Origin of the sequence: Asaia sp. VD9 (genome assembly GCF_037150015.1) — a bacterium.
Classification (GTDB): domain Bacteria; phylum Pseudomonadota; class Alphaproteobacteria; order Acetobacterales; family Acetobacteraceae; genus Asaia.
In genome coordinates, this window is sequence record NZ_JBBCQM010000002.1 from 104532 (window position 1) to 125424 (window position 20893).

Sequence of the window (20893 nt, forward strand, 5' to 3'; positions counted from 1 at the left end):
GATCGCAGCAGGATAATCCGGCATGGGCACTCATCTCACGCCGGACTGTCGTTTCAGTGCCCGGCTAAAGCTGTTTCTGCGCGAACTGAATCGCGAGAGATTCCCAATCTGACTGTGATCTGATTCGAGATGACGGCCGGAATGGAGGCCGACGCTGAATGTCGTCACGCACGCTATCTCTGGATCTACGTGCCCGCGTTGTCGCCGCGGTTTCAAAGGGCCTGTCTCGCCGGCAGGCTGTCGAGCGCTTCGGCGTCAGTCCGGCGAGTGCCGTTCGCTGGTGGGCCCTGGCCGCGTCGACTGGCAGCCCCGCAGCAAAGCCACGCGGTGGGGATCGGCTGTCACACAGGTTCTAAGCACAGGCCGCGCGGATCCATGCGATGATTGCGACGCAGGACGACCTGACCCTCGCCGAAATCCGTATCCAGCTGGCTAAGGATGGCCACCATTTCGCAATTGGCACGCTGTGGCGCTTCTTCGCCCGCCACCGGATCGCATGGAGAAAAAGTCCGCCCACGCGGCGGAGCAGGGTCGCACCGATATCCTGACCCGACGGCAGGAGTGGTTCGATAGCCAGCCCGATCTCGCCCTCGAGCGGCTGGTTTTCATCGATGAAGCCTGGGCCTCGACCAATATGGCGCGACGTCATGGTCGCTGTCGGCGGGGGCAGAGATTACGATCCACCGTGCCGCACGGGCACTGGAAGACCACAACGTTCATCGCGGGACTGCGACTGACCGGCATCGTGGCGCCCATGGTGCTGGACGGACCGATCAGCGGCCGCAGCTTCCTGACTTATGTCGAACGCGTCCTCGTGCCGGATCTGCGCCCCGGCGACATCGTCGTCATGGACAATCTCGGCTCGCACAAGGGGCCGGGCGTGCAGGCGGCGATCGAGGCCGCCGGAGCCAGCCTGCGGTTCCTGCCACCCTAGAGCCCGGATTATCAACCCAATCGAGATGGCGTTTTCCAAACTCAAGGCCCATCTCCGCCGCACCGCCGCCCGCACCCGCGACGGGCTTTGGGACAGGATCGGCTAACTCATCAATCAGGTCGCGCCCGCAGAATACGCCAACTTCTTCACCGCCGCTGGATAGGAGCCAGATTGACAGGAAAACGCTCTAGGATGCGAAGGCAGGACGTATCTTATCGCGCGGAAAAGCTCATAACGCGCCGAGGCCTGCCTCGCGCACCAAGATCGGCTGAAGGAACGTGCAAAATCCCTCGCAGATCAGACCTGTCTTCTCTTAAGCTCTGGAGAGGGCGCTCAACGTTCAAAGTGTTCTCGAAACTGCAGCGTGACAGGGCCACTACGTGTGAGTGAGCGCGTCGCGCAGCAACTCGCCACAACTAGCCAGTTTTGTGAACACTTTCAGTCAATAGCTTTGGAAATCAGGCGGAGGCAAGCTTCCGTAGCTTGCGGAAAAGGCGGCCGATCAAAGGTCTATCGAAAAGGGCGTAATACTTGCGCTGCAATCGATTTATTTTCGATGACCTTATCGCAGAAAGCTCGATATCTCTCAAAATTATCTCCCGGTTCAGAGCTTCCTCTCGGGAGCGATATTTTTCAGCCGCGACGCGGGGGAGTTCTTCGCTTCGTTGTAATAACTTGTCGTTCTGTTTGAGCGTGCGCTGATGGCTTTCCTTTTCATGCTCCAGTTGAACTCGGGTTTTTTTGAACATGTCCCGCAGTAGACGGAGTTCGGCGTCGCGACCCATATCTTCGCGCGAGCGCAACGTACTTGGTTCTGAAAACATGACATTTGGGAAGCGGGCTAGCGTGTAATCAAATACCGCTCGATTCTTGAAGTAACTATTCGCACTCATCTTGACATTGCGGCCAATCAAGGCAGACAAGACGCTCATGTGCAGGCGATCTGTTTCGATACGATCAAACTGGGAAATCAAGGTTGCCGCAGCTTGGAGGGGGGCGAGGCACTGAGCTGCTGTCTGCCACTGGATATCGTTGAAAAGTAGAGGAAAATCGAAGCTATGACGAGGAACCGTAGACTGGGTTGTTTCCTCGTCGCGACGAAGCATTTTTAGATCTGGATATACCCCCGCAATCTCGAACTGTGAGAAATGGCGAGGGTGAACGTAGAACGCGAGATCGTGGCACACGAATATCCGGTTTGACGGAAAGCCATTACGGATGAGGTCTTCATAACTCCTCTCCTCGCGACAAAACAGCGTGACCTGCTCCGCATAGGGAACAAATTCTGACCCAAAGCCTGAGAAAGTCGAGGGGAGGATAAGCAATTGTCCACCAGTCTCAAGAAATGCGAGCACTTGATCCAGGTAGGTTTCCCACAAACCGCGTGTCCAGCCACCGCCGCCGCCCATCACCACATGGTTATGGCCGATAAAGACATTTGGATTTCTTCCCTCGATAATCCGAGGTGACCATTCTAAGTCGTTGAACAAGTCCAGGGTGCCTAGCTGGATCAAGGCGTCACCAAGATTTCCATACCCGGGATAATAGGCTGCGTTGTTGGATGCGAATTCTCGGATCGCTCCTGTCAGAGCCGGATCATTCCAAATTTCGTCTCGGATTGTTGCTCTTACGCTCTGGTAGTCTGTATCCATCTCAGTGCGAAGCCTTTTCTGCTGCCAGGTCTAGAAATCCAAAGATTTCCTGTACCTTACTCCTATAAATGCTGAGTGCATGCTTGTCGGCAAATCGTTTGCCAAGAAGTGTAACCTTTCGGTCGATCACTTCCTGATCCGCCTGCAGGTATTCCTGTATCTTCTCCACATACCTGAAAGCGAGCTGGCCGTCATCTGGCGTATTTCTCGCGATATAGGCGCAATCGTCATTGAGAAGCTCGGGGACTCCGCCGATATCCACGGTTATTATAGGAAGATTGAGTTCTGCCGCCTCCAGCACAACATTTGGCATCCCATCAAACAGAGAGGTATAGATAAATGCATCACCATCATTGAGTGGTATGCTTTTCAATCCTGAAAATGGTCCGCGATAGGAAATATTCGGGTGAGCGTTAAATAAGTCGATACAGAAACTATCGAGTACCGACTCCCCATAAACATGAATCTCGATATCGATCCCTGATGCTTCCAGCTCTGTTGCGATGCGGCACAGAAGGTCTGGCCGTTTCTGGGCGTCCAGGCGCGATGCCCAGATCAGGCGCTTTCCTGACGAAGGACCAGGAATGCGATCCCCCCTGACGCCGTAATTATATAGTGCAAAGGTGCGCCCGGACCACGATGGGATCCGGCTCTGAAGTTGAATGAGATTTTGTGAATGGTCAGAGACTACCAGATCGAAAGTGTCGGCATACTCGAGGAGGAAGCGATGTTCATAGCCGTCTTCGAACAAATAACCGTTGCTCAGATAAAAGCTCGGGCAGAAATAGAAGTAGCACAACGCGTATTCTGCTAGAGCGTTATGGTACGCGCGGATAAAATCGACGCAGAAAGCGCAGCATTTGAAGAAAAGACGTGCGTTAGGAGCGAATGTCTTGATCACTCTAAACGTAATGTCGAGAATATGGTGCGCGTGCTGAGCTCCGAGCATAGGGAAAAGATCCAGGACTTCCACATCCGCGGGAACTTCAAACCGGCTCTTGTCTGCATCAAACTCCTGGCCAAGTATCAACAGGCATGAGCGGGAAGGGTCTCGATTGGCGGCAGCGATAAAATTGATAATGTACTTTTCCGCTCCGCCCTTCGTCAGAAAAGGCAAGAAGAAAACATCGGAGTATTTCCGGTTGCGAAGTTTGTTGCATATATCGAAATACACTTCGCCTGGCTTCATGGGCGCACCGAGATTGCTGAAAAATTCGGCAGATGAAAGCTTCGCGCAATTTATCTCGGGCTCTATGAGGTTGGCCTCTTGCATGAATTTGGTAATGAGATAGGACGACCTATATTCTTTTTTATACTCGACGTGATGAGGCGGTTCGATTAGTCCAAGGGCATCTTCCTTGGCGAGACGCATGTATTGTTCCGGTCTGAAGAAATGCGAGATGGGTGGGCTGAGCCGTGCAGATTTGCTCAGCAGAGCCATGATGCTTTTCTGGTGCTGTCTGTAGAAGACTATGGTGTCCTCAGCGATGATGAACTCGAACCCTCGAGCTGCCGCGCGCAGATTGAGATCGTAGTCTTCATATGCGTAAACCTGATGGGATGAACAGTCGTGATATGGTTCTTCCAGCAAGGCTGAGCGACTGACCATCAAACGTGAGACATAAGTATGCTCACTAAATAGCCGGCGAATACCCGTTTTTTGAGAGGGGAACATCTTGTAGACGTAGTGACGGTCACCGAAGGCTTGATAGTACTCAGGAAATACGATGCTCGACTCAGAGTTTGTAGAAATTTTGTTATAAAGCGCCGTCAAATAGTTGGATGAGACGAGATCGTCGGCATCCGCGGTGGCGATATACTTGCCACACGCTTCTTTCACTCCGGCGTTTCTCGAGAGGCCCAGGGATCTGAGATCAACCTGCAAGTAAGAGATCTTCTCGAAGCTTACGAACGTGTATTCTTTGATTATTTTTTCGCTTATATTGTCGATATTATCAGCAACGATTATCAATTCGCAAACTATGCCATTCGCAGAAGCATTTTCTGCTGCTGCTTCCAGGGATCGTAGGGTGGGATATATGAGATCACCCTCGCGGTGCACATTGAGTACAACGGAAACGTCTACATGCACCACTTGCGGTAACCCTTTTTTGCGTTCAATGCCCTGTATCATTACGATCTATCGCTTCATAGAGTGAATCAATACGCTGGTGTCTCAATCCACCTTTCAGCCTTCGTAGTGGGCGGGTATAGCGCTTGAGAACCGCCTTCTTCTGATTTCAGCAATAGCGACACAAACCAGGAAATGAGTCCGCTAATAACTCCTGGTCCCATATAACGTGATCAGGCACATCTATGTGGCCGATGAATCCTCTCCCCTTGGGACCATAACCATCTGGCGTATCGTGCAGGCGCGTGATCTCCCCAAGGAGCAGAGACAAATACCGCTGTTGCGTCCACGATCTTGATGTGAGCGCTTCCCCGAGAAGGGGCACGAAGGGTGGGGAGGAAAAGAAGCGTGTTGTTCGCTCGCGCCAGACATGGTGGAACGTCGCATCGGTGCGGCGTTGCAGGAGCGGGTCCTGAACCAGAACGACATGATGCGGCCTGAGCCCGAGCTCATCGAGCGTGTCGCGCGTGAAAGCCGCGTTCTCGCCCGTATTCGTCGAGCGGGTTTCCAGGATGATCTGGTCACTCGCGATGAGGGAGTCCGCTGCAATCAGGCGAGAGATCAACTCGGCCTCGGAGAGATCGGCAAGGGCAGACGGCGCGCAATCGAGACGTGAAGCGAGGGCCGCTACCAGCGGCGGAGTCGAATGCCCGATGCCGCCGGTAATCATCAACAGGCAGCCATGTTGGCGCGCCAGGCTCGCAGCATGATCCACGCAGGCGAGTACGCCATTGCCAGCAAGGCAGACGAGGTCGATCCGGTTTGGCGCATCATCGCTGCTGATCAGAGCCAGATAGGCAGCAATGCGATCGGAGGCCTCCCTGATCTCGGGCTGTTCCAGAGCGGTAAAATCCGGATGTGTCATCTCTGTCCCATCGCCTTCGTTTCTCCCGAACCGATCGAGGGAGTGACCGGGTAGGGTGACGCCGCACCTACTGGGGAAATGCGACGCCGGTTTTCATTGCGGACAAGTATGGCCCCGTGCCGGCTGGAACGCGGCATCACACTCGGGTCAGACCGTGAAATACTTGGCCCGCGGGTTGAGCATGACGAGGGCGGAAGTCGATTGCTCGGGATGCAGCTGATAGCCATCCGAAAGCGAGACCCCAATGCGCTCTGCATCAAGGAGCTTCAGAATGGGCTCCTGATCTTCCAGACGCGGGCAGGCCGGGTAGCCAAAGGAGTAGCGCGAGCCACGATAGGATTGCGCCAGCATCTTTTCCATGTCGCGGTCATCCTCGCCCGCAAAACCCAGTTCGGCGCGGATCCGCTTATGGGTGTATTCCGCCATGGCCTCGGCCATTTCGACCGACAGCCCGTGCAGATAGAGATAATCCTGATACCGGTTGGCCTCGAACCAGTCCCGCGCCAGATCAGATGCCTTCTGGCCCACGGTCACGACCTGTAGACCCACCACATCGCGCTCGGTTTCGTCGATGTCACGTACGAAATCGGCAATGCACTCGCCATCCTCACGGGGTTGGCGGGGGAGGGTGAAGCGCGCAGCCTCGGTCACGCCATCCTCATGAAAGAGCACCAGGTCATTGCCCTCGCCCGCGGCCTTCCAGTAGCCATAGATGGCCTGGGGTTTGAGAATGGTTTCTTCCGCACAGAGCGCCAGCATACGCTTGAGCACCGGGCGCAGCTCCTGCTTGGCATAGGTCATGAAATCGTCGAGCGAGCGCCCCTGCTTGCGAAAGCCCCATTGAAATTGATAGAGCGAGCGCTCATTCAGGAAGGGGAGCACAGCCGCGGGCGTGGCCTCGACCACGCGGGCACCCCAGAAAGGCGGCACGGGTACGGGCTGGGTTCCGGCCACGCGGGCACGGCGGATGCGCGCGGCATCCTTGTCGATGGGCGCGAAGCCGCGAGTCTCGGCCAGCTCGGGCGCACGCTCGACCTTGCGCTGCTTGCCCGCCCGGCGCGTCTGGATGGCGCTCAGATAGTCGTCGAACTGGTCATTCACGACCTTGTCCATGAGCGACAGCCCATCGAACGCATCGCGCGCATAGGCGACGCGCCCTGCTGTCTCGATACCGTAGGAGCGGGCGCATTCATCTTCCACGTAGTTGCGTGTCAGTGCTGCGCCACCGAGGAAGACAGGAATATCGATACCCTGCCGCGCCATCTCCTCAAGGTTTTCGCGCATGATCACGGTGGATTTCACAAGCAGGCCCGACATGCCGATGGCCTGCGCGTTATGCTCGCGCGCTGCAGCAATCATATCGGCCAGAGGGACCTTGATGCCCAGATTGATGACGCGGTAGCCGTTATTGGTCAGGATGATATCGACGAGGTTCTTGCCGATATCGTGCACGTCGCCCTTGACGGTCGCGAGGACCATCGTGCCACGCGCCTGACCCTCTACACGCTCCATATAGGGCTCGAGCCACGCCACGGCGGTCTTCATGGTCTCGGCCGATTGCAGCACGAAAGGAAGCTGCATCTTGCCCGCGCCGAACAGCTCGCCCACCACTTTCATGCCATCCAGAAGCACGGTGTTGATGATGTCGAGTGGCGGCATTTCTTCCATTGCCGCGGCGAGATCGTCCTCGATGCCCTTGCGGTCGCCATCGACGATACGATCCTTCAGACGTTCGGCCGGGGTTTCGGCGCGACGCTTCTGCACGGCATCGGCAGCTTTTCGGCCCGCAAAGAGCTCCAGCAGCTTCTGGAGCGGATCGTAGTCCTCGCTGCGTCGGTCGAAGATCAGATCCTCGGCCACCTTCACTTCCTCGGCGGCAATCAGATGCAGCGGGCGGATCTTGCTGACATGCACGATGGCGCCGGTCATGCCAGCCTTGACCGCGTGATCGAGAAAGACCGAGTTCAGCACGGCGCGCGCCGCCGGATTGAGGCCGAAGGAGATGTTCGACAGCCCCAGGATGATCTGGATATCGGGGAAGCGCTCGCGGATCATCCGGATGCCATCGAGCGTCCAGACACCCAGCTTGCGATCGTCTTCCACGCCCGTGGCAATGGTGAAGGTGAGCGGGTCGATCATCAGATCGGATTGCGGCAGACCATGTTTCGTGCAGGCGAAATCGACCAGACGTTCGGCAATACGCAGCTTGTCTTCCGGCGTCTTGGCCATGCCCACTTCATCGATGGTGAGCGCAATCACCGCAGCGCCGAATTTGCGCGCCAGGATCATGCGGTCCTCGGCATGGCCTTCGCCATCCTCGAAATTGATCGAGTTTATGATGGGTTTGCCGCCATGCAGCTTGAGCGCAGCTTCAATGACTGGGGTCTCGGTTGAGTCGATCACCAGAGGCGCATTCACCGAAGACGTGAAGCGCGTGACGACCTCATTCATCTCGGCAATTTCATTGCGTCCGACAAAGGCCGTGCAGAGATCGAGCGCATTGGAGCCCTCGGTGGCCTGCTCGCGCCCTACGGCAACGCAGCCATCCCAGTCGCCGGCTTCCTGCAACTCACGCCATTTCTTGGAGCCATTGGCGTTGCAGCGCTCGCCTATGGAGAAATAAGAGTTCTCCTGACGCAGCGGCGTCTGGGTATATAGGCTGGCAACGGAGGGCACCCAATGGTGGATGCGCTTGACCGGGGCAGGGCGGTGACTGGTCCCGCCGCGCTTGCGAAGCATCCCGTCCAGCGCCTGGATATGCGGGGTGGAGGTGCCGCAGCATCCGCCTACCAGATTGAGCCCGTCCTCCACGATGAAGCGCTCCACCCAGCTCGCCATCTCACCGGGGGTGAGAGGGTAATGCGTGGTGCCGTTCACCAGCTCGGGAAGCCCCGCATTGGGCTGGATGGAAATCAGCCCCGGCCAGTTCTCTGACAGCCATTTCACATGCTCCGCCATTTCCTGCGGTCCTGTGGCGCAGTTCATGCCGATGAGAGGCACGTCCAGCGCATGAATGGTGGTGGCCGCTGCGGCGATATCGGGGCCGACCAGAAGCGTGCCGGTGGTCTCGACCGTTACCTGCACGAAAATGGGGGCGTCAGAGCCCAGCTCGCGCCGTGCAGCCTTGGCGGCGTTGACGGCTGCCTTGATCTGGAGCGTGTCCTGGCAGGTCTCGATCAGAAAGGCATCGACCCCCCCATCGATCAGGCCACGGCATTGCTCGATGATCCCGGCCTCGAGAGTGTCGTAGTCGATATTGGCGAGGCTGGGCAGCTTGGTGCCTGGACCGATGGAGCCCACAACATAACGATGACGCCCGTCGCTGAAGGTCTCGGCAGCCTCGCGCGCCAGCTCGGCAGATCTGCGGTTGATCTCGCGAGCGCGGTCCTGCAACCCGAATTCGGCAAGGGTGACGATCGAGCCACCGAATGTGTTGGTCTCGACCATATCGGCGCCGACCTCGAAATAGCCGCGATGAATCTCGCGGATGAGCTCGGGCCGGGAGAGGGTCAGGATTTCCGTGCAGTTTTCCTGCCCCCAGTAATCGCGCTCGACCCCCAGATCCAGCATCTGGATGCGCGATCCCATGCCGCCGTCGCAAAGCAGGACATGGTCACGCAGGGCGTCGAGAAGATGGGGACGTGTCATGATGGCAATGGGTCTCGTCGTTCGGATCGGGCACGATCGGGATTGCGCCGCCAGGGAGGTCGCGGCAGCCCGCTTTTTTCAGAGGCAATGGATTCTGTCCAGAGTAGGGATCGATACGTATAAATGTCCATGGCGAACAGGGAGGGTCTTCAGCCATGTCTTCAGGCGGTCGTATCCCGCTCATCCTGATCACTAACACTCGGGCGCTCGCTATGCCGTGGCAGGCGCGTCGTCGCGAGGGGGCCTTTCTCTCTTATGGGGGAGGCATGACGGCTGAGGGCATCTTCCCGCCGGACGAGCCGGACTGGGCTCTGAGGAGGTCAGTCGCCCCGATGATGCCCGGGTATGGGGCGCATGGACGTTTTTGCGGGTGCTGCGGCGGGCGGGATCCTCTGATCACGGCTCTGCATCAACTCTTCCTTGATCATGTGCGCGGTGCCTGTCCCGACTTCGGCTTTGTAATCTGTCTCTGTAACGGAGGCGCGGAAAATGAAGTCAGAGCCAAGCTCAAGAGTGATGGAATGATCATGGCGCGATACGAATTTTAAATTCTATGTATTTTTTCATCATCCTCTTAGGAATTTACACAGTATCGTTAAGGGAATAAGAGGGGTTTCGGGGCGCGGTTCCGTGATTTCTACAAGTTCAGGTCGAGGATGAAAGGGTGCGCCCGATCTGGGGCGGTGATCCCATCTCATTCTGGCGTCCTGGAATCCGGGCGGCTCAGAGGTAAGCAAGAGGAAGCTTCGTGAAGCATCGTGATGGCGTCGCTGCGGACAGCGAGACCCAGGATCCAGTCTATATCCGGCTGCGCGCCGCCATGGCGGCCGCCAAATATCACGGGCTCGATCTGGATATCCGTGACTTCGCTGCGGAACCTGGTGAATCATCGCCTTCCCCTGCTTCTCTCGCACGCTGGCTCAATGAAAACGGGGCTGTGGCGAAGGGAATGCGCATTAAATGGCGCTTTCTTGTGCGTATGCAGAATACGCCGCCGATCGTGCTGATGTTCCGCGATGGCTCGGCGGCCTTGATGGTGCGTGCCGATCCGGAGCGCAACATCGTCTGGCTGCGTGACCCCCTTGGGGATGATGGCAGCGTACCTGTGGCCGTGGATGAGCTGCGTCTCTCTCAGGTCTGGACAGGCGATATCCTGCTCATCAAACGCCGTCGTGACCTTTCCGAGGCCGATGCGCCTTTCGATTTGATGTGGTTCGTACGCATCGTCATGCGCGAGAAGAACTCGCTGCGCGATGTGCTCTTCGCCTCGATGGTTCTGGCTATCCTGCAGATTTTCCCAGCGCTGATCGTCATGCAGGTTATCGATCGCGTGGTGAATTACCATTCGATGTCGACGCTGGTCTCGATCACCGCCATCGTCCTGATCCTGAGTTTCTACGAGGTCCTGCTGACCTATGGACGGCGCGAGCTCATGCTTGTGCTGACCACCCGCGTCGATACGCGTATCTCGCTGCACGCCTTCAGCAGACTTCTGGCTCTACCCCTCGAATTCTACGAGCGTGAGCAGACCGGGCGCATTCTCGGTCGCTATATGGCGATCTACAAGGTACGTGACTTCCTGACCGGCAAGCTCATGTCGACCTTCCTGGATATGTTCACGCTTTTCGTGATCCTGCCGCTGCTCTTCTATATGAGCGCCACGCTCGCCTGGCTGACTGTGGCCTGTGCCGGGTTGATCGGGCTGATCATCGTGATCTTCCTGCCGCCCATGACGCGCGTGTATAACCGCCTCATCCGCGCCGAGATGGAGCGCAGTTCGGTGCTGTATGAGACAGTGGCCGGTATCCGCACCGTCAAGACGCTGGCGCTGGAACCCACCCGACGGGAGAAATGGGACGAGACAACGGCCGATGTAATCCGCTGGAAGCTCGCTGCCGGTCGTATGCAGAGCTGGCCCTCCACCCTTGTCATGCCGCTCGAGATGTTCATCAATCGCGGTATCATTCTGGTTGGGGCTTATCTGATCCTGACAGGATCGAGTTCCATCCAACCCGGCGCTCTCATGGCCTTCATGATGCTCGGGGGTCGCGTCGCGGCGCCTCTGGTTGGCTTGGCCAAGATTTTGGAAGACGTCAACGAAGTCATGACGTCGCTGGGTGAGGCAGGGCTGGTGCTGAACCAGCCCACCGAGACCAAGGCCTTGACTTCGGGGCTACGCCCCCCGATCAAGGGGGCGCTCTCTTTCACGCAGGTGGATTTCTGTTATCCCGGGTCCACCATCAAGGCGCTTAACGACGTCAATTTCGAAATTCCGGCTGGTACGATGCTGGGCCTCGTCGGACGCTCAGGCTCTGGCAAATCTACCGTGACGCGCCTGTTGCAGGGGGTTAGCCGGAATTATACCGGTTATCTGCGCCTCGATGGCGTCGAACTGCGCGAGATCAATCTGAGCCATCTGCGTCGCTCCTTCGGTGTCGTGCTTCAGGACAACTTCCTCTTCCGCGGTACCGTGCGTGACAACATCACGGCCGGGCGGCCTGGCTATACGATGGATGACGTGATCCGCGCAGCGCGTCTGGCGGGTGCCGAGGAGTTCATCGATCGCATGCCTGCGGGTTATGATACCGCGATCGAAGAAGGCTCGACGAATATCTCGGGCGGTCAGAGACAGCGCCTCGCGATTGCCCGTGCGGTGATCAGCGATCCCAAGCTCATGATCCTCGACGAAGCGACCTCGGCACTCGATCCCGAGAGCGAGGCTCTGGTCAATGCCAACCTGCAGCGTATCGGCAAGGGTCGCACGATGGTGATCGTCTCGCACCGTCTCTCCTCGCTGGTGGACTGCCATCAGATTTGCGTCATGGACAAGGGCAAGGTGGTGGATGTGGCCCCCCATGCGGTGCTCCTGGAACGCTGTGAGATCTATCGCATGCTCTGGATGCAACAGAACCGGCATGAACACAGTGCGCGCAGCGCCAATGCCGGTCCCCAAGATGATCCCATGCTGATGGATGAGGAATAAGCCATGAGCAACAAGGATATCGTTCCGGAAAACGGAACCGAAGATCACAAGGAAGTCGAGCAGCATATCCCGCGCCCGGCCGATGATCCCTTTGCGCAGCAGGGCATGCCCCTCGCACTCCTGGAATTTCACTCACCCAGTGCGGCGCTGGTCAACCTGCCCCCCACGGCTACGGCGCGCTATATCATCTGGATCGTCGGCGCGCTGATGGTTGCAAGTCTGACCGCAGCCTCCGTGTTCCCGCTCAATAAGGTGGTGAGCACGCCCGGACGTCTGGTTGCTGTCGATCGCGATCTGGTCATCCAGCCGCTGGAAATCTCGATCATTCGTTCGATCGATGTTGAGCTGGGGCAGTATGTGAAGAAGGGTCAGGTTCTTGCTCATCTCGACCCCACACTCTCGAAGGCGGATATCGTCAATCTCAAGGCACAGCGTGATTCCTATGTCGCAACAATCGATCGTCTGCATGCCGAGGCCGAGGGCAAGGCTTACACGCCTGATCTGAACAACAGCTATTCGGTGCGTGAGGCTGCGTCATTCGAGCGCCGTCGCGCCGAGTACACAGCAAAGATCAATCAATACGATCAGGAAATAGCGGCTCTTCAGAGCCAGATGACTGGTTCACTCGCCAGCGCTGCGATGCATCAGAGCCGTGGACGCGTGGCGAATGAAGTGCTTCAGATGCGCCGGCGCCTTCAGGCAGATCAGGTGGGGAGCAAGCTTTCCACGCTCGCGGCTCAAAGCGAACTCATGGATGCCGAACGCGCGCAGATCGAAGCCCAGCAGACGGCTTCGGCCACGAAGGCCAAACTGGCAGCGACCCAGGCGGAACGCGATGCCTATGTGCAGAACTGGAAAGGGCAGATCTATACCCAGCTCGCCGAGGTACAGCATCACGCCGATGATGCGATTGGCGAATACAAGAAAGCCGAGTTGCGTAACAAGCTTGTCGAACTAAGATCTCCGGATGATGGCGTGGTCCTGAATATTGCCAAGCTTTCGGTAGGTTCGGTCATATCTCCGGGTCAGATGTTGATGGCTATCGTGCCAACGGGAGCTGCGCTTGAGATGGAGGCGGTGCTTCGCGGCAATGATGCAGGCTTTGTCAAGCTGGGCGATCATGCGCTGTTGAAGTTTCAGACCTTCCCCTACACGCAATATGGCGGGGCGGATGGCACGGTGCGTCTGATCAGCGCCGATGCCTTCACGGCAGGCGATATGAAAAGTGCAGCTTCGGGTGAGCCCCCGGCAGGGGATCAGGATCCGTCGCAATCGGGCTTCTATCGCGTGCGTCTGCGGATCGATCGCTATACGCTGCATGGTGTCCCGAGCTTCTTCCATCCGACGCCGGGCATGCCCGTCACGGCTGATATCCAGGTCGGCAAGCGCACCATGATGCAGTATTTCTTCAGCAAGGCGATACCGGCGGCAACTACCGGCCTGCGGGAGCCGTCATGACCCCGTAAGGACGAGCGGGAGGGAGAGCGGTTTGGCACTGAAGACACGTCTGGCAGGCATCGTTTCGCGTGAGGCCAGACTCAAGAACGCGATCAGTCAGATCGAGTCCGGCGAGGATGCGGTTCGCGGCTTTGCCCAGCTGGGACAATTGGCCCAGCAAGGGAGCGTCGAGGCTCAGTATCGCACGGGCAAGGCCTATCTCGAGGGATGGGGCACGCCCCCAAGCCTGGAGGAGGGCACGCGCTGGACGAGAAAGGCCGCCGAGGCCGGGCATGTTCAGGCTCAGCTCATTCTGGCCACGCTCTATCTCATGGGTTTCCCTGAAGGGTTCGACGAGAATCGTGGGGCAATCCTGACCGAGAAAACGGATGCGACCGAAGCGAGGCGCATTCCCGATCTGCAAAATGCAGCCCGATGGGGCCGTCTTGCAGCGGAGGCAGGAAGCCCCGACGCTCAGGCGCTTATCGGTTATGTGCTGACGAACGGACCGGATGATCTGCGCGATCTGGATCAGGCGCGAGGCTGGTACGAGAAATCCGCTGCGGCGGGCTCTGCCCAGGGGCATCTGGGCCTGGGTATTGCCATGCATACCTGGCCCCGTTCCGAGGCGGATCGCCAGCAGGGTACGATCGAGCTGAGCCACGCTGCCGAGGCGGGGCTCGCGACGGCTTACTATTATCTTGCCTGGATCAATGAGCAGGGTGTCGGCCAGGATCAGGATTTCGCCAGGGCCGCCCATTACTTCGAGAAAGCTGCCGAGCGTGGTGTTACCGCTGCGCAGACCCGTATTGCGCTCTATCTATTGCAGGGCAAGGGCGTCAAGCGTCGCCTCGACCGGGCTGAAACCTGGCTGCGCCGCGCAGCCATGTCGGGCGATGCCGAAGCAGCAGCCTTGCTGGGCGACCTGCATATCCGCGGCGATGATATGGCGCCGAATTATCTCGAGGCGGCGACCTGGTACCAGATCGCGGCGGAGCTGGGGCATGGGGCCGCCGCCCGTGGCTTGGCACTTTTGCACCTTACAGGAACAGGGGTCGCGCGTAATCCCGACGAAGCAGCCAGGTGGTTCCGTATCTCGGCAGAGTGCGGGGATCGCGTGGCCGACGCGGATCTGGGTAATCTGGCTCTGACCGGCATCGGCACGGAAGAAGACAGGCAGGCCATGCAGGCGCGCTTCCTGAAGGCGGCTGAGGAGGGCGATCTCGTCGGCGCCTTCAATCTGGGGGTCTGCTATGCCGAAGGCGTGGGGACCATGCGCGATGACACGCGTGCGCTGTTCTGGATGCAGCGCGCCGCCGATGGCGTGATCAATGCGCAGTACTGGCTGGGCCGCATGTATCTTGAGGGGCGCGGTGTTCCGCCTGATATGGCGCAGGCTCATCAATGGCTCGAAAAGGCGGCGCAGGCGCGGATGGTCGAGGCCATGACGCTTCTGGCCCAGTTGCATGTCTCTGGCCATGCGGTAGGGGGGCGCAATCACACCTATGCGCTCGGTCTTTACAAAGACGCTGCGTCGCTTGGCAGCAGCGAGGCCATGTTCTCTGTGGGGGCCATGCTGGGAGGCGGGCATGAAGTGCCGGCCGATCGGCGCGAGGCGCAGCTCTGGTTCAGGCGCGCAGCCGAATGCGGTCATGGCCTTGGACAACTCATGCTCGGGCGGTATCTGAAACGCGGCCTGGCCGGAGAGGTCAATCCGATCGAGGCGCGCTTGTGGCTGGAGCGTGCCCATTCTCAAGGCGTGGCCGAAGCCCAGGAGGAGCTTGCCAAGCTCGATCGACGCATGGGTTCGCGTGCCTGAGAGGCGCAATACCCCCTCGCGGCGTCCGCGCCCCGTAGCCTCCGGTTATGGACATGTCGTCACGGCCAAAGATCGGGAGAACTGGCAAAGATGGCATGACGCCAAGGCGCAGGATTCCTATCGCCGCGGGACCGAGGCCGGTCAAAAGGGCAGAAAGGACGAGGCCGTCTACTGGCTCGGCCGGGCCGCGCGCATGGCGCGTCATGAGCCCAATGTCATCTTCGCCTATGCGATGGCGCTTCTGGCGGCGGGCCGTTGGCAGGACGCCGCGAAGCGGATGGCATGGATCGCTGAGCGATTCATCATGCGCAAGGCACTGGTCGGGCGGGCGATCGCTTTGTCTCATCTCGGTCAATGGGATGAAGCCGTCGCGTTGTTCGGCAGGATGCTGGGGCACTACGCGCCCTCGCCCGAGGTATTCAGCTGGGCTGACGTCTTCGCCCGCCATGCCGGGTTTGACGGCTGGTGCGCAACCAGCAATGCCGGGGAGGTATTCGGCGTCTGTCCGGGCCCGGTAACAATCCGGCTTGATGATGGGCTGGTTGCCCAGGATGTCGCCCTGCCTTTTTCCCTGCCGGAAACATGGCGCAAGGCGCGCCGATTGGTGGTCGAAAGTGACGGAAGGCCGCTCTATGGCAGCCCGATCGCCTTGCCCGCCATTCGTCAGGTTCAGGGATTCGTCACTGTCAGGAATCACCATCTCGAAGGATGGATCTGGTATCCGGCAGATCCGGATTTCACGCCTCATGCCGTGATCGAGGTCGCCGGGGAGATGATCGATCTGACGGCGTCCCAGATCGAGCAGGGGGTCAATCTCGACAAGCCTCTGGCACGCCCCCGTCATTTCGGGCTGCCGCTTGACGCCCTGCCGGAGGGGATCATCACCCTCAGGGACCGATATGGCACGGCGCTGACGGGTAGCCCGCTCGGCCCCGCCGTGATTGCGATGCTCGATCCTCCGCCGGGTAAATCGTCCTGTACTGCAGCCCCTTCAGCGCGCAGGCCGGAGGGTGCACGGCCACTGCCGGGCCGCGCGTCAGGATGTCTTGTCATCATACCCGCCTACCGGGATGCTGCGCTCACGCGACGCTGCATCGAGGCGGTGCTCAGGGAGGCGGGCGACGATGTGGAATGCCTCGTCATAGATGACGCCTCACCCGAAGAGGCGCTTAGCGCCATGCTCGACCAATTCGAACAGGGCGGGCGGATTACTCTCGTCAGGCATGAGGAAAATCTGGGCTTCACGGCGAGCGCCAATGCCGGTCTGGAGCAGGCGCGCGGGCGTGACGTTGTTCTCCTCAACAGTGATGCGCTCCTTCCGAAGGGGGGATTGGCACGCCTGCGCGCCTGGTTCGATGTGGGAGAAAAGATCGGAACCGTCACGCCCTTCTCGAATGATGCGACTATTTTGTCCTACCCCTCGGTCGAAAAACCGAATCCGACGCCGGATCTGGCCCAGGCGAGGGCGCTCGACAGGATCTTTGCCTCGTTGCCCCGACAGAAGCCGGTCGATCTGCCTACAGGTATCGGATTTTGCATGGGGATAAGAGGGGATTGCCTCGTGCAGACAGGTCTGCTCGATGTCGCGCTCTTTGCGCAAGGCTACGGAGAGGAGAATGATTTCTGCTGTCGTGCCAGTGCCCTGGGGTGGCGCCATATCGCGGCGAGTGATCTCTTCGTTCTGCACATAGGATCTGTCTCATTTGGCCGGACGCGCAGCCTGCTGCTGGAGCGTAATCTGCGCCTACTGAATTGCCGCCACCCAGGCTATGAGGATACGATCGCCGCATTCGTCAAATCCGATCCCCTGGGGGCCGTTCGCCGTAATGCGGGGCTTGTCCGCATGATCATCCGCCGCGCCAAGGCGCGCTCGTGTCTTATCATGGTCACGCATGATTCGGGGGGCGGTGTGGAGCGTGTGGTCCAGCATCGTCTGCGCAAGGCTCAGGCGGAGGGAAGTCAGGTTCTGATCCTGCGCCCCCATGAAAGAGGATGCCGGATCGAGGATTGTGGGGGAGACACGGCCAATCTCATTTTCGACCTTCCGCATGAATGGCTCAATTTCGTCGCAGTGCTGAAGCGCATGAAGGCCGAGCGTCTCGAGTGGCATCACCTGATCGGCCATGCGCCGGCCATGCATGATCTCGCTTCCGCTCTGGGCATGAAGTGGGACATCATTCTGCATGATTATGTCTGGTTTTGTCCGCGTATCTGTCTGATTGGCCCCAATGGACATTATTGCGGTGAGCCCGCCCTCGCAGGCTGTGTCTCCTGCGTGGCGCAGCAGGGGGCTCTTGTGGAGGAGCATCTGTCCGTGGCGGAACTCGTGGCCCAGTCCGATCGCGCCCTGCGTGAGGCACGTCAGGTCATCGCAGGGTCCAATGATCTCAAAAGGCGGATGGCCCGCCATTTCCCCGGGCTCGAAATCAGTCTGCAACCCTTCGAGGCGCCTTTGGCCCCGCTTGATCCGCGTGTTTCAGCGGGCACGGCCCGGGCGCGCAAACGTATCTGTATTCCCGGCGCAATCGGTCGTGAGAAAGGATACGAAATCGTGCTTCAACTGGCGGAAGAGGCGGCCAAACGCGACCTGCCCCTGGATTATGTCATCGTCGGCTACACAATTGACGATGATCGTCTGATGGCAACGGGGCACGTGCTGATCACAGGGGAATACAAGGAGGATGAGGCGACGGATCTGATCCGCGAATTCGATTGCAGTCTGGGTCTGATCCCCTCTCTCTGGCCCGAGACATGGTGTTTTGCCCTGTCGAACATCTGGAAAGCGGGGCTGCGTGCCGTGAGCTTCGATATTGGCGCGCAATCCGAACGTATTCAGAAGTCCGGACAGGGCGCCGTCGTGCCGCTTGGAATGCCCGTGCCGTTACTTAGTAATCTGCTGCTACACTTATCACATTGAGCCTCGGCACTTTTACCGTAAGGCCACAGCTGTTATACAAGTTTAACGATCGTATGAGATGTAAAAGGCTTATTCCGGCCAGCATCTCTTGAGCAAGCCTATATCAATGATGGACAAATACAGATGTCTAATGCAGTGACTTCCTCCGGAAAGGAACAGGTTGTCCAACTCAAGGTTCATGCATCCTTGATGACTTTCGACGCAGGATTATTCTGCGTGTTCCTGCCCCCCGACCAGGCGGCGCATTGCGTTAACGGTTATCCGGCTGTCAGTGTGACGCAGGCACCGAACATGCCGGCAGGTGTAGTCACGATCAAGACTTTCGAGGATGACGGGCTGATCAGCAGCACGCGCGGCGCTGGTGCTGGCGCGGCTCTTGTTCGCATCGCGCGCGGTCCGGCCCAGATTCTTGTCACGACCTATCAGGCCCCTGACAGCACGATGCCCGCACCGGGCATTCAGGTCGCGCGACTTTCCAATGAGCCCTCGGCTTCCACCGCGGCGGCCGCTCCCTCGGGCGCTCAGGAAGAAGCTGCTGCAGCCCCGCAGAGCGATGCCAAACCGGAGCTCGCAGCCCATATACAGCGTCGCGGTGACGTGCTTGCCCAGATCGGCGAGTGGATGGGTGAACCAGGCAGCCATAACTGGATCGAGGGATTCGGGATTGCTCCGCAGAGCCTGATCGCGCCGGAAGACATCGAGTATCAGGCCGTGCTGGGCAAGGGCTGGCTCTCTCCCTGGGCGGAGGCCGGTCAGTATTGCGGATCGCGCGGCATGGCCCTGCCTATTCTCGGGCTTTGCGTTCGTCTGAAGAACGGGGCAGAGGACAAATTCGATCTCGCCGTCAGTGCGAGCTTTACCGACGGCACCCGTCTCGGTCCGGTGGCCGGAGGTGAGGCGCTTGAGGCAGAGTCTCTTGCGCCGCTGGAAGCCTTCCATATCGCGATTGTCCCCAAGAATAGCGCATCAGCCGTTGCCAAGGCGGGCAAGAAGAGCCCGAGCCGTCGCAAGGGACAGGCGGGCTGATCCAAGCCGATCGGGCAAGGGACGCAACGCGCCCCGGCCCAAGGGCTGAAAGGGCCGGGATCCTTCACAGGGGCTGGCCTCTCCTCTCATGTTGAGGCCGTGGCGGTCCGTCCCTGTGAAGGGTTACCCGAAATCGGGTAGGATCGTTTCGACGCAGGAGCATCGGATGACCGAATCCGGTGACCCCAGCTTCATGATGAACGACTATCTGAAAGTCTCCCGATCGTGCGTTTCCTGTTCGTGCATCAGAATTTCCCGGGTCAGTTCCTCCATCTGGTCCGACATTTGCATGAGCAGGGCGGCCATGAGATCGTTTTCATCTCGGAGGCCAATGAAGGCCATCTTCCAGGTGTGCGCCGTGTCCTCTATCGTCAGGATCGGCAGGTTTCCGCGCACACCCATCCTTCGCTCCGTGAATTGGAACTCGGTCTCATCCGCGCAGAGGCGGTGGCCCGCGCGGCGGCAACGCTTAAAAGTCTTGGCTATACCCCCGATATCATCATTGGCCACCACGGATGGGGTGAACTGCTCAATATCGTCGATGTTTATCCCTCGACACCTATCCTGGGATACTTTGAGTTCTTCTATCATACCGACAGAAATGACGTCGATTTCGATCCGGAATTCCCGCCGAGAACCGATCTGTTCCCCACCGTTCGGGTCAAGAATGCTATCAATCTTCTGGCGCTGAATCTGAATCAGTATGGCCAGACCCCGACACTGTTCCAGCGCAGTACCTACCCCGACTGGGCACAGGAGCGGATCACCCTGCTCCGTGAAGGGGTCAATCTCGATCTTTGTGCGCCAGATCCTGCCATCTTCAAAGGAGAGGTGGTGATCGGTCCGCACGTGATCAGCCCGAAGGACAAGCTGATCACCTTCGTGGCACGTAATCTGGAGCCTTATCGCGGCATCCACAGCTTCTTGCGCGCCCTCCCTGCCGTCCTGGAGGAAAGACCGGATGCGCGTATCGTTCTGATCGGGGGCGACGGCACGAGCTATGGCGCTCCCCCTCCGGCCGAGGTGGGGAGCTGGCGCGATCTGTTCCTCAAGGAAGTGGCGTCCCGGATCGATCTGGATCGCGTGCATTTCCTCGGGAAAGTCGATTACGACACCTTCCGTACCGCCCTCAAGCGATCCGACGCGCATGTCTATCTGACCTACCCGTTCGTCGCTTCCTGGTCGTTGCGTGAGGCCATGGCGACAGGCTGTGCGCTGATCGGTAGCGAGACAGCCTCGGTCGAGGAATTCATCAGTGATCGGCAGACCGGGCTTTTGGCTCCCTTCCTGGAGCCTGACGCCATTGCGCGCGCCATTCTTGAGATACTTGAGGACCGCAGGCTTGCGCGCAGGCTTCGCAAAAACGCGCGTCAATTTGCGGAGAATGCCCTGTCCCTCGATCATTATCTCGCCAATTATGACAGATTGATCGCGTCGATTGTAGGCCAGGCCTGAGGGTCGCCAGCGACCGGGAATCCAGA

The 20893-nt window shown here is 58.8% G+C and carries 11 protein-coding genes and 1 pseudogene; 8 read left to right on the forward strand and 4 right to left on the reverse strand.

The genetic code is table 11. The annotated features are described in order from the left end of the window. Positions 1 to 158: 158 nt before the first annotated feature. A pseudogene (locus tag WFJ47_RS02870) lies at positions 159 to 1037 on the forward strand (IS630 family transposase); the annotation flags it as partial. Between the two features lie 355 nt (positions 1038 to 1392). On the opposite strand, the gene WFJ47_RS02875 reads toward WFJ47_RS02870, so the two are convergent. The 4 genes from WFJ47_RS02875 to metH form a co-directional block, all read right to left on the reverse strand. Next, positions 1393 to 2586, reverse strand: a complete 1194-nt coding sequence (locus WFJ47_RS02875) for a polysaccharide pyruvyl transferase family protein (protein ID WP_336760774.1) — start codon at positions 2584 to 2586, stop codon at positions 1393 to 1395. 1 nt (position 2587) lies between these two features. Further along, a complete protein-coding gene (locus WFJ47_RS02880; protein ID WP_336760775.1) occupies positions 2588 to 4720 on the reverse strand; it encodes a glycosyltransferase in 2133 nt (710 codons plus the stop codon). A gap of 106 nt (positions 4721 to 4826) precedes the next feature. Beyond that, the gene (locus WFJ47_RS02885) at positions 4827 to 5582 is read right to left on the reverse strand and encodes a YdcF family protein (RefSeq protein ID WP_336760776.1); all 756 of its coding nucleotides are present in this window, start codon (positions 5580 to 5582) and stop codon (positions 4827 to 4829) included. Between the two features lie 147 nt (positions 5583 to 5729). Next, entirely contained in the window at positions 5730 to 9230 is a 3501-nt protein-coding gene (metH, locus tag WFJ47_RS02890; RefSeq protein ID WP_408868606.1) for a methionine synthase, read from the reverse strand. 155 nt (positions 9231 to 9385) lie between these two features. On the opposite strand from metH, the gene WFJ47_RS02895 reads away from it, so the two are divergent. From WFJ47_RS02895 to WFJ47_RS02925, 7 genes are all read left to right on the forward strand, one after another. Then, on the forward strand, positions 9386 to 9778 hold the full coding sequence (locus tag WFJ47_RS02895; RefSeq protein WP_336760777.1) for a hypothetical protein: 393 nt from the start codon (positions 9386 to 9388) through the stop codon (positions 9776 to 9778). A 272-nt stretch (positions 9779 to 10050) separates the two neighbouring features. Next, on the forward strand, positions 10051 to 12213 hold the full coding sequence (locus WFJ47_RS02900; RefSeq protein WP_127100765.1) for a peptidase domain-containing ABC transporter: 2163 nt from the start codon (positions 10051 to 10053) through the stop codon (positions 12211 to 12213). Positions 12214 to 12216: 3 nt separating this feature from the next. Further along, positions 12217 to 13671: an HlyD family type I secretion periplasmic adaptor subunit gene (locus WFJ47_RS02905; protein ID WP_336760778.1), complete on the forward strand. Its 1455-nt coding sequence runs from the start codon at positions 12217 to 12219 to the stop codon at positions 13669 to 13671. Positions 13672 to 13702: 31 nt separating this feature from the next. Beyond that, entirely contained in the window at positions 13703 to 15469 is a 1767-nt protein-coding gene (locus tag WFJ47_RS02910) for a tetratricopeptide repeat protein (RefSeq protein ID WP_336760779.1), read from the forward strand. Next, complete coding sequence (locus WFJ47_RS02915) at positions 15432 to 18386, forward strand: glycosyltransferase (protein WP_336760780.1); 2955 nt, start codon at positions 15432 to 15434, stop codon at positions 18384 to 18386. Before WFJ47_RS02910 ends, WFJ47_RS02915 begins: the two co-directional genes overlap by 38 nt. A gap of 189 nt (positions 18387 to 18575) precedes the next feature. After that, positions 18576 to 19412, forward strand: a complete 837-nt coding sequence (locus WFJ47_RS02920) for a hypothetical protein (RefSeq protein WP_233581935.1) — start codon at positions 18576 to 18578, stop codon at positions 19410 to 19412. 225 nt (positions 19413 to 19637) lie between these two features. Beyond that, positions 19638 to 20867 (forward strand): glycosyltransferase, encoded by a 1230-nt coding sequence (locus tag WFJ47_RS02925; RefSeq protein WP_336760783.1) that lies wholly within the window; start codon positions 19638 to 19640, stop codon positions 20865 to 20867. Positions 20868 to 20893 lie beyond the last annotated feature (26 nt).

Coding starts and splice junctions, on each gene's coding strand:
- WFJ47_RS02905 (WP_336760778.1), top strand. CDS start 12,217: ATGAGCAACAAGGATATCGTTCCGGAAAACGGAACCGAAGATCACAAG.
- WFJ47_RS02920 (WP_233581935.1), top strand. CDS start 18,576: ATGACTTTCGACGCAGGATTATTCTGCGTGTTCCTGCCCCCCGACCAG.
- WFJ47_RS02885 (WP_336760776.1), bottom strand. CDS start 5,582: ATGACACATCCGGATTTTACCGCTCTGGAACAGCCCGAGATCAGGGAG.
- WFJ47_RS02895 (WP_336760777.1), top strand. CDS start 9,386: ATGTCTTCAGGCGGTCGTATCCCGCTCATCCTGATCACTAACACTCGG.
- WFJ47_RS02880 (WP_336760775.1), bottom strand. CDS start 4,720: ATGATACAGGGCATTGAACGCAAAAAAGGGTTACCGCAAGTGGTGCAT.
- WFJ47_RS02875 (WP_336760774.1), bottom strand. CDS start 2,586: ATGGATACAGACTACCAGAGCGTAAGAGCAACAATCCGAGACGAAATT.
- WFJ47_RS02900 (WP_127100765.1), top strand. CDS start 10,051: ATGGCGGCCGCCAAATATCACGGGCTCGATCTGGATATCCGTGACTTC.
- metH (WP_408868606.1), bottom strand. CDS start 9,230: ATGACACGTCCCCATCTTCTCGACGCCCTGCGTGACCATGTCCTGCTT.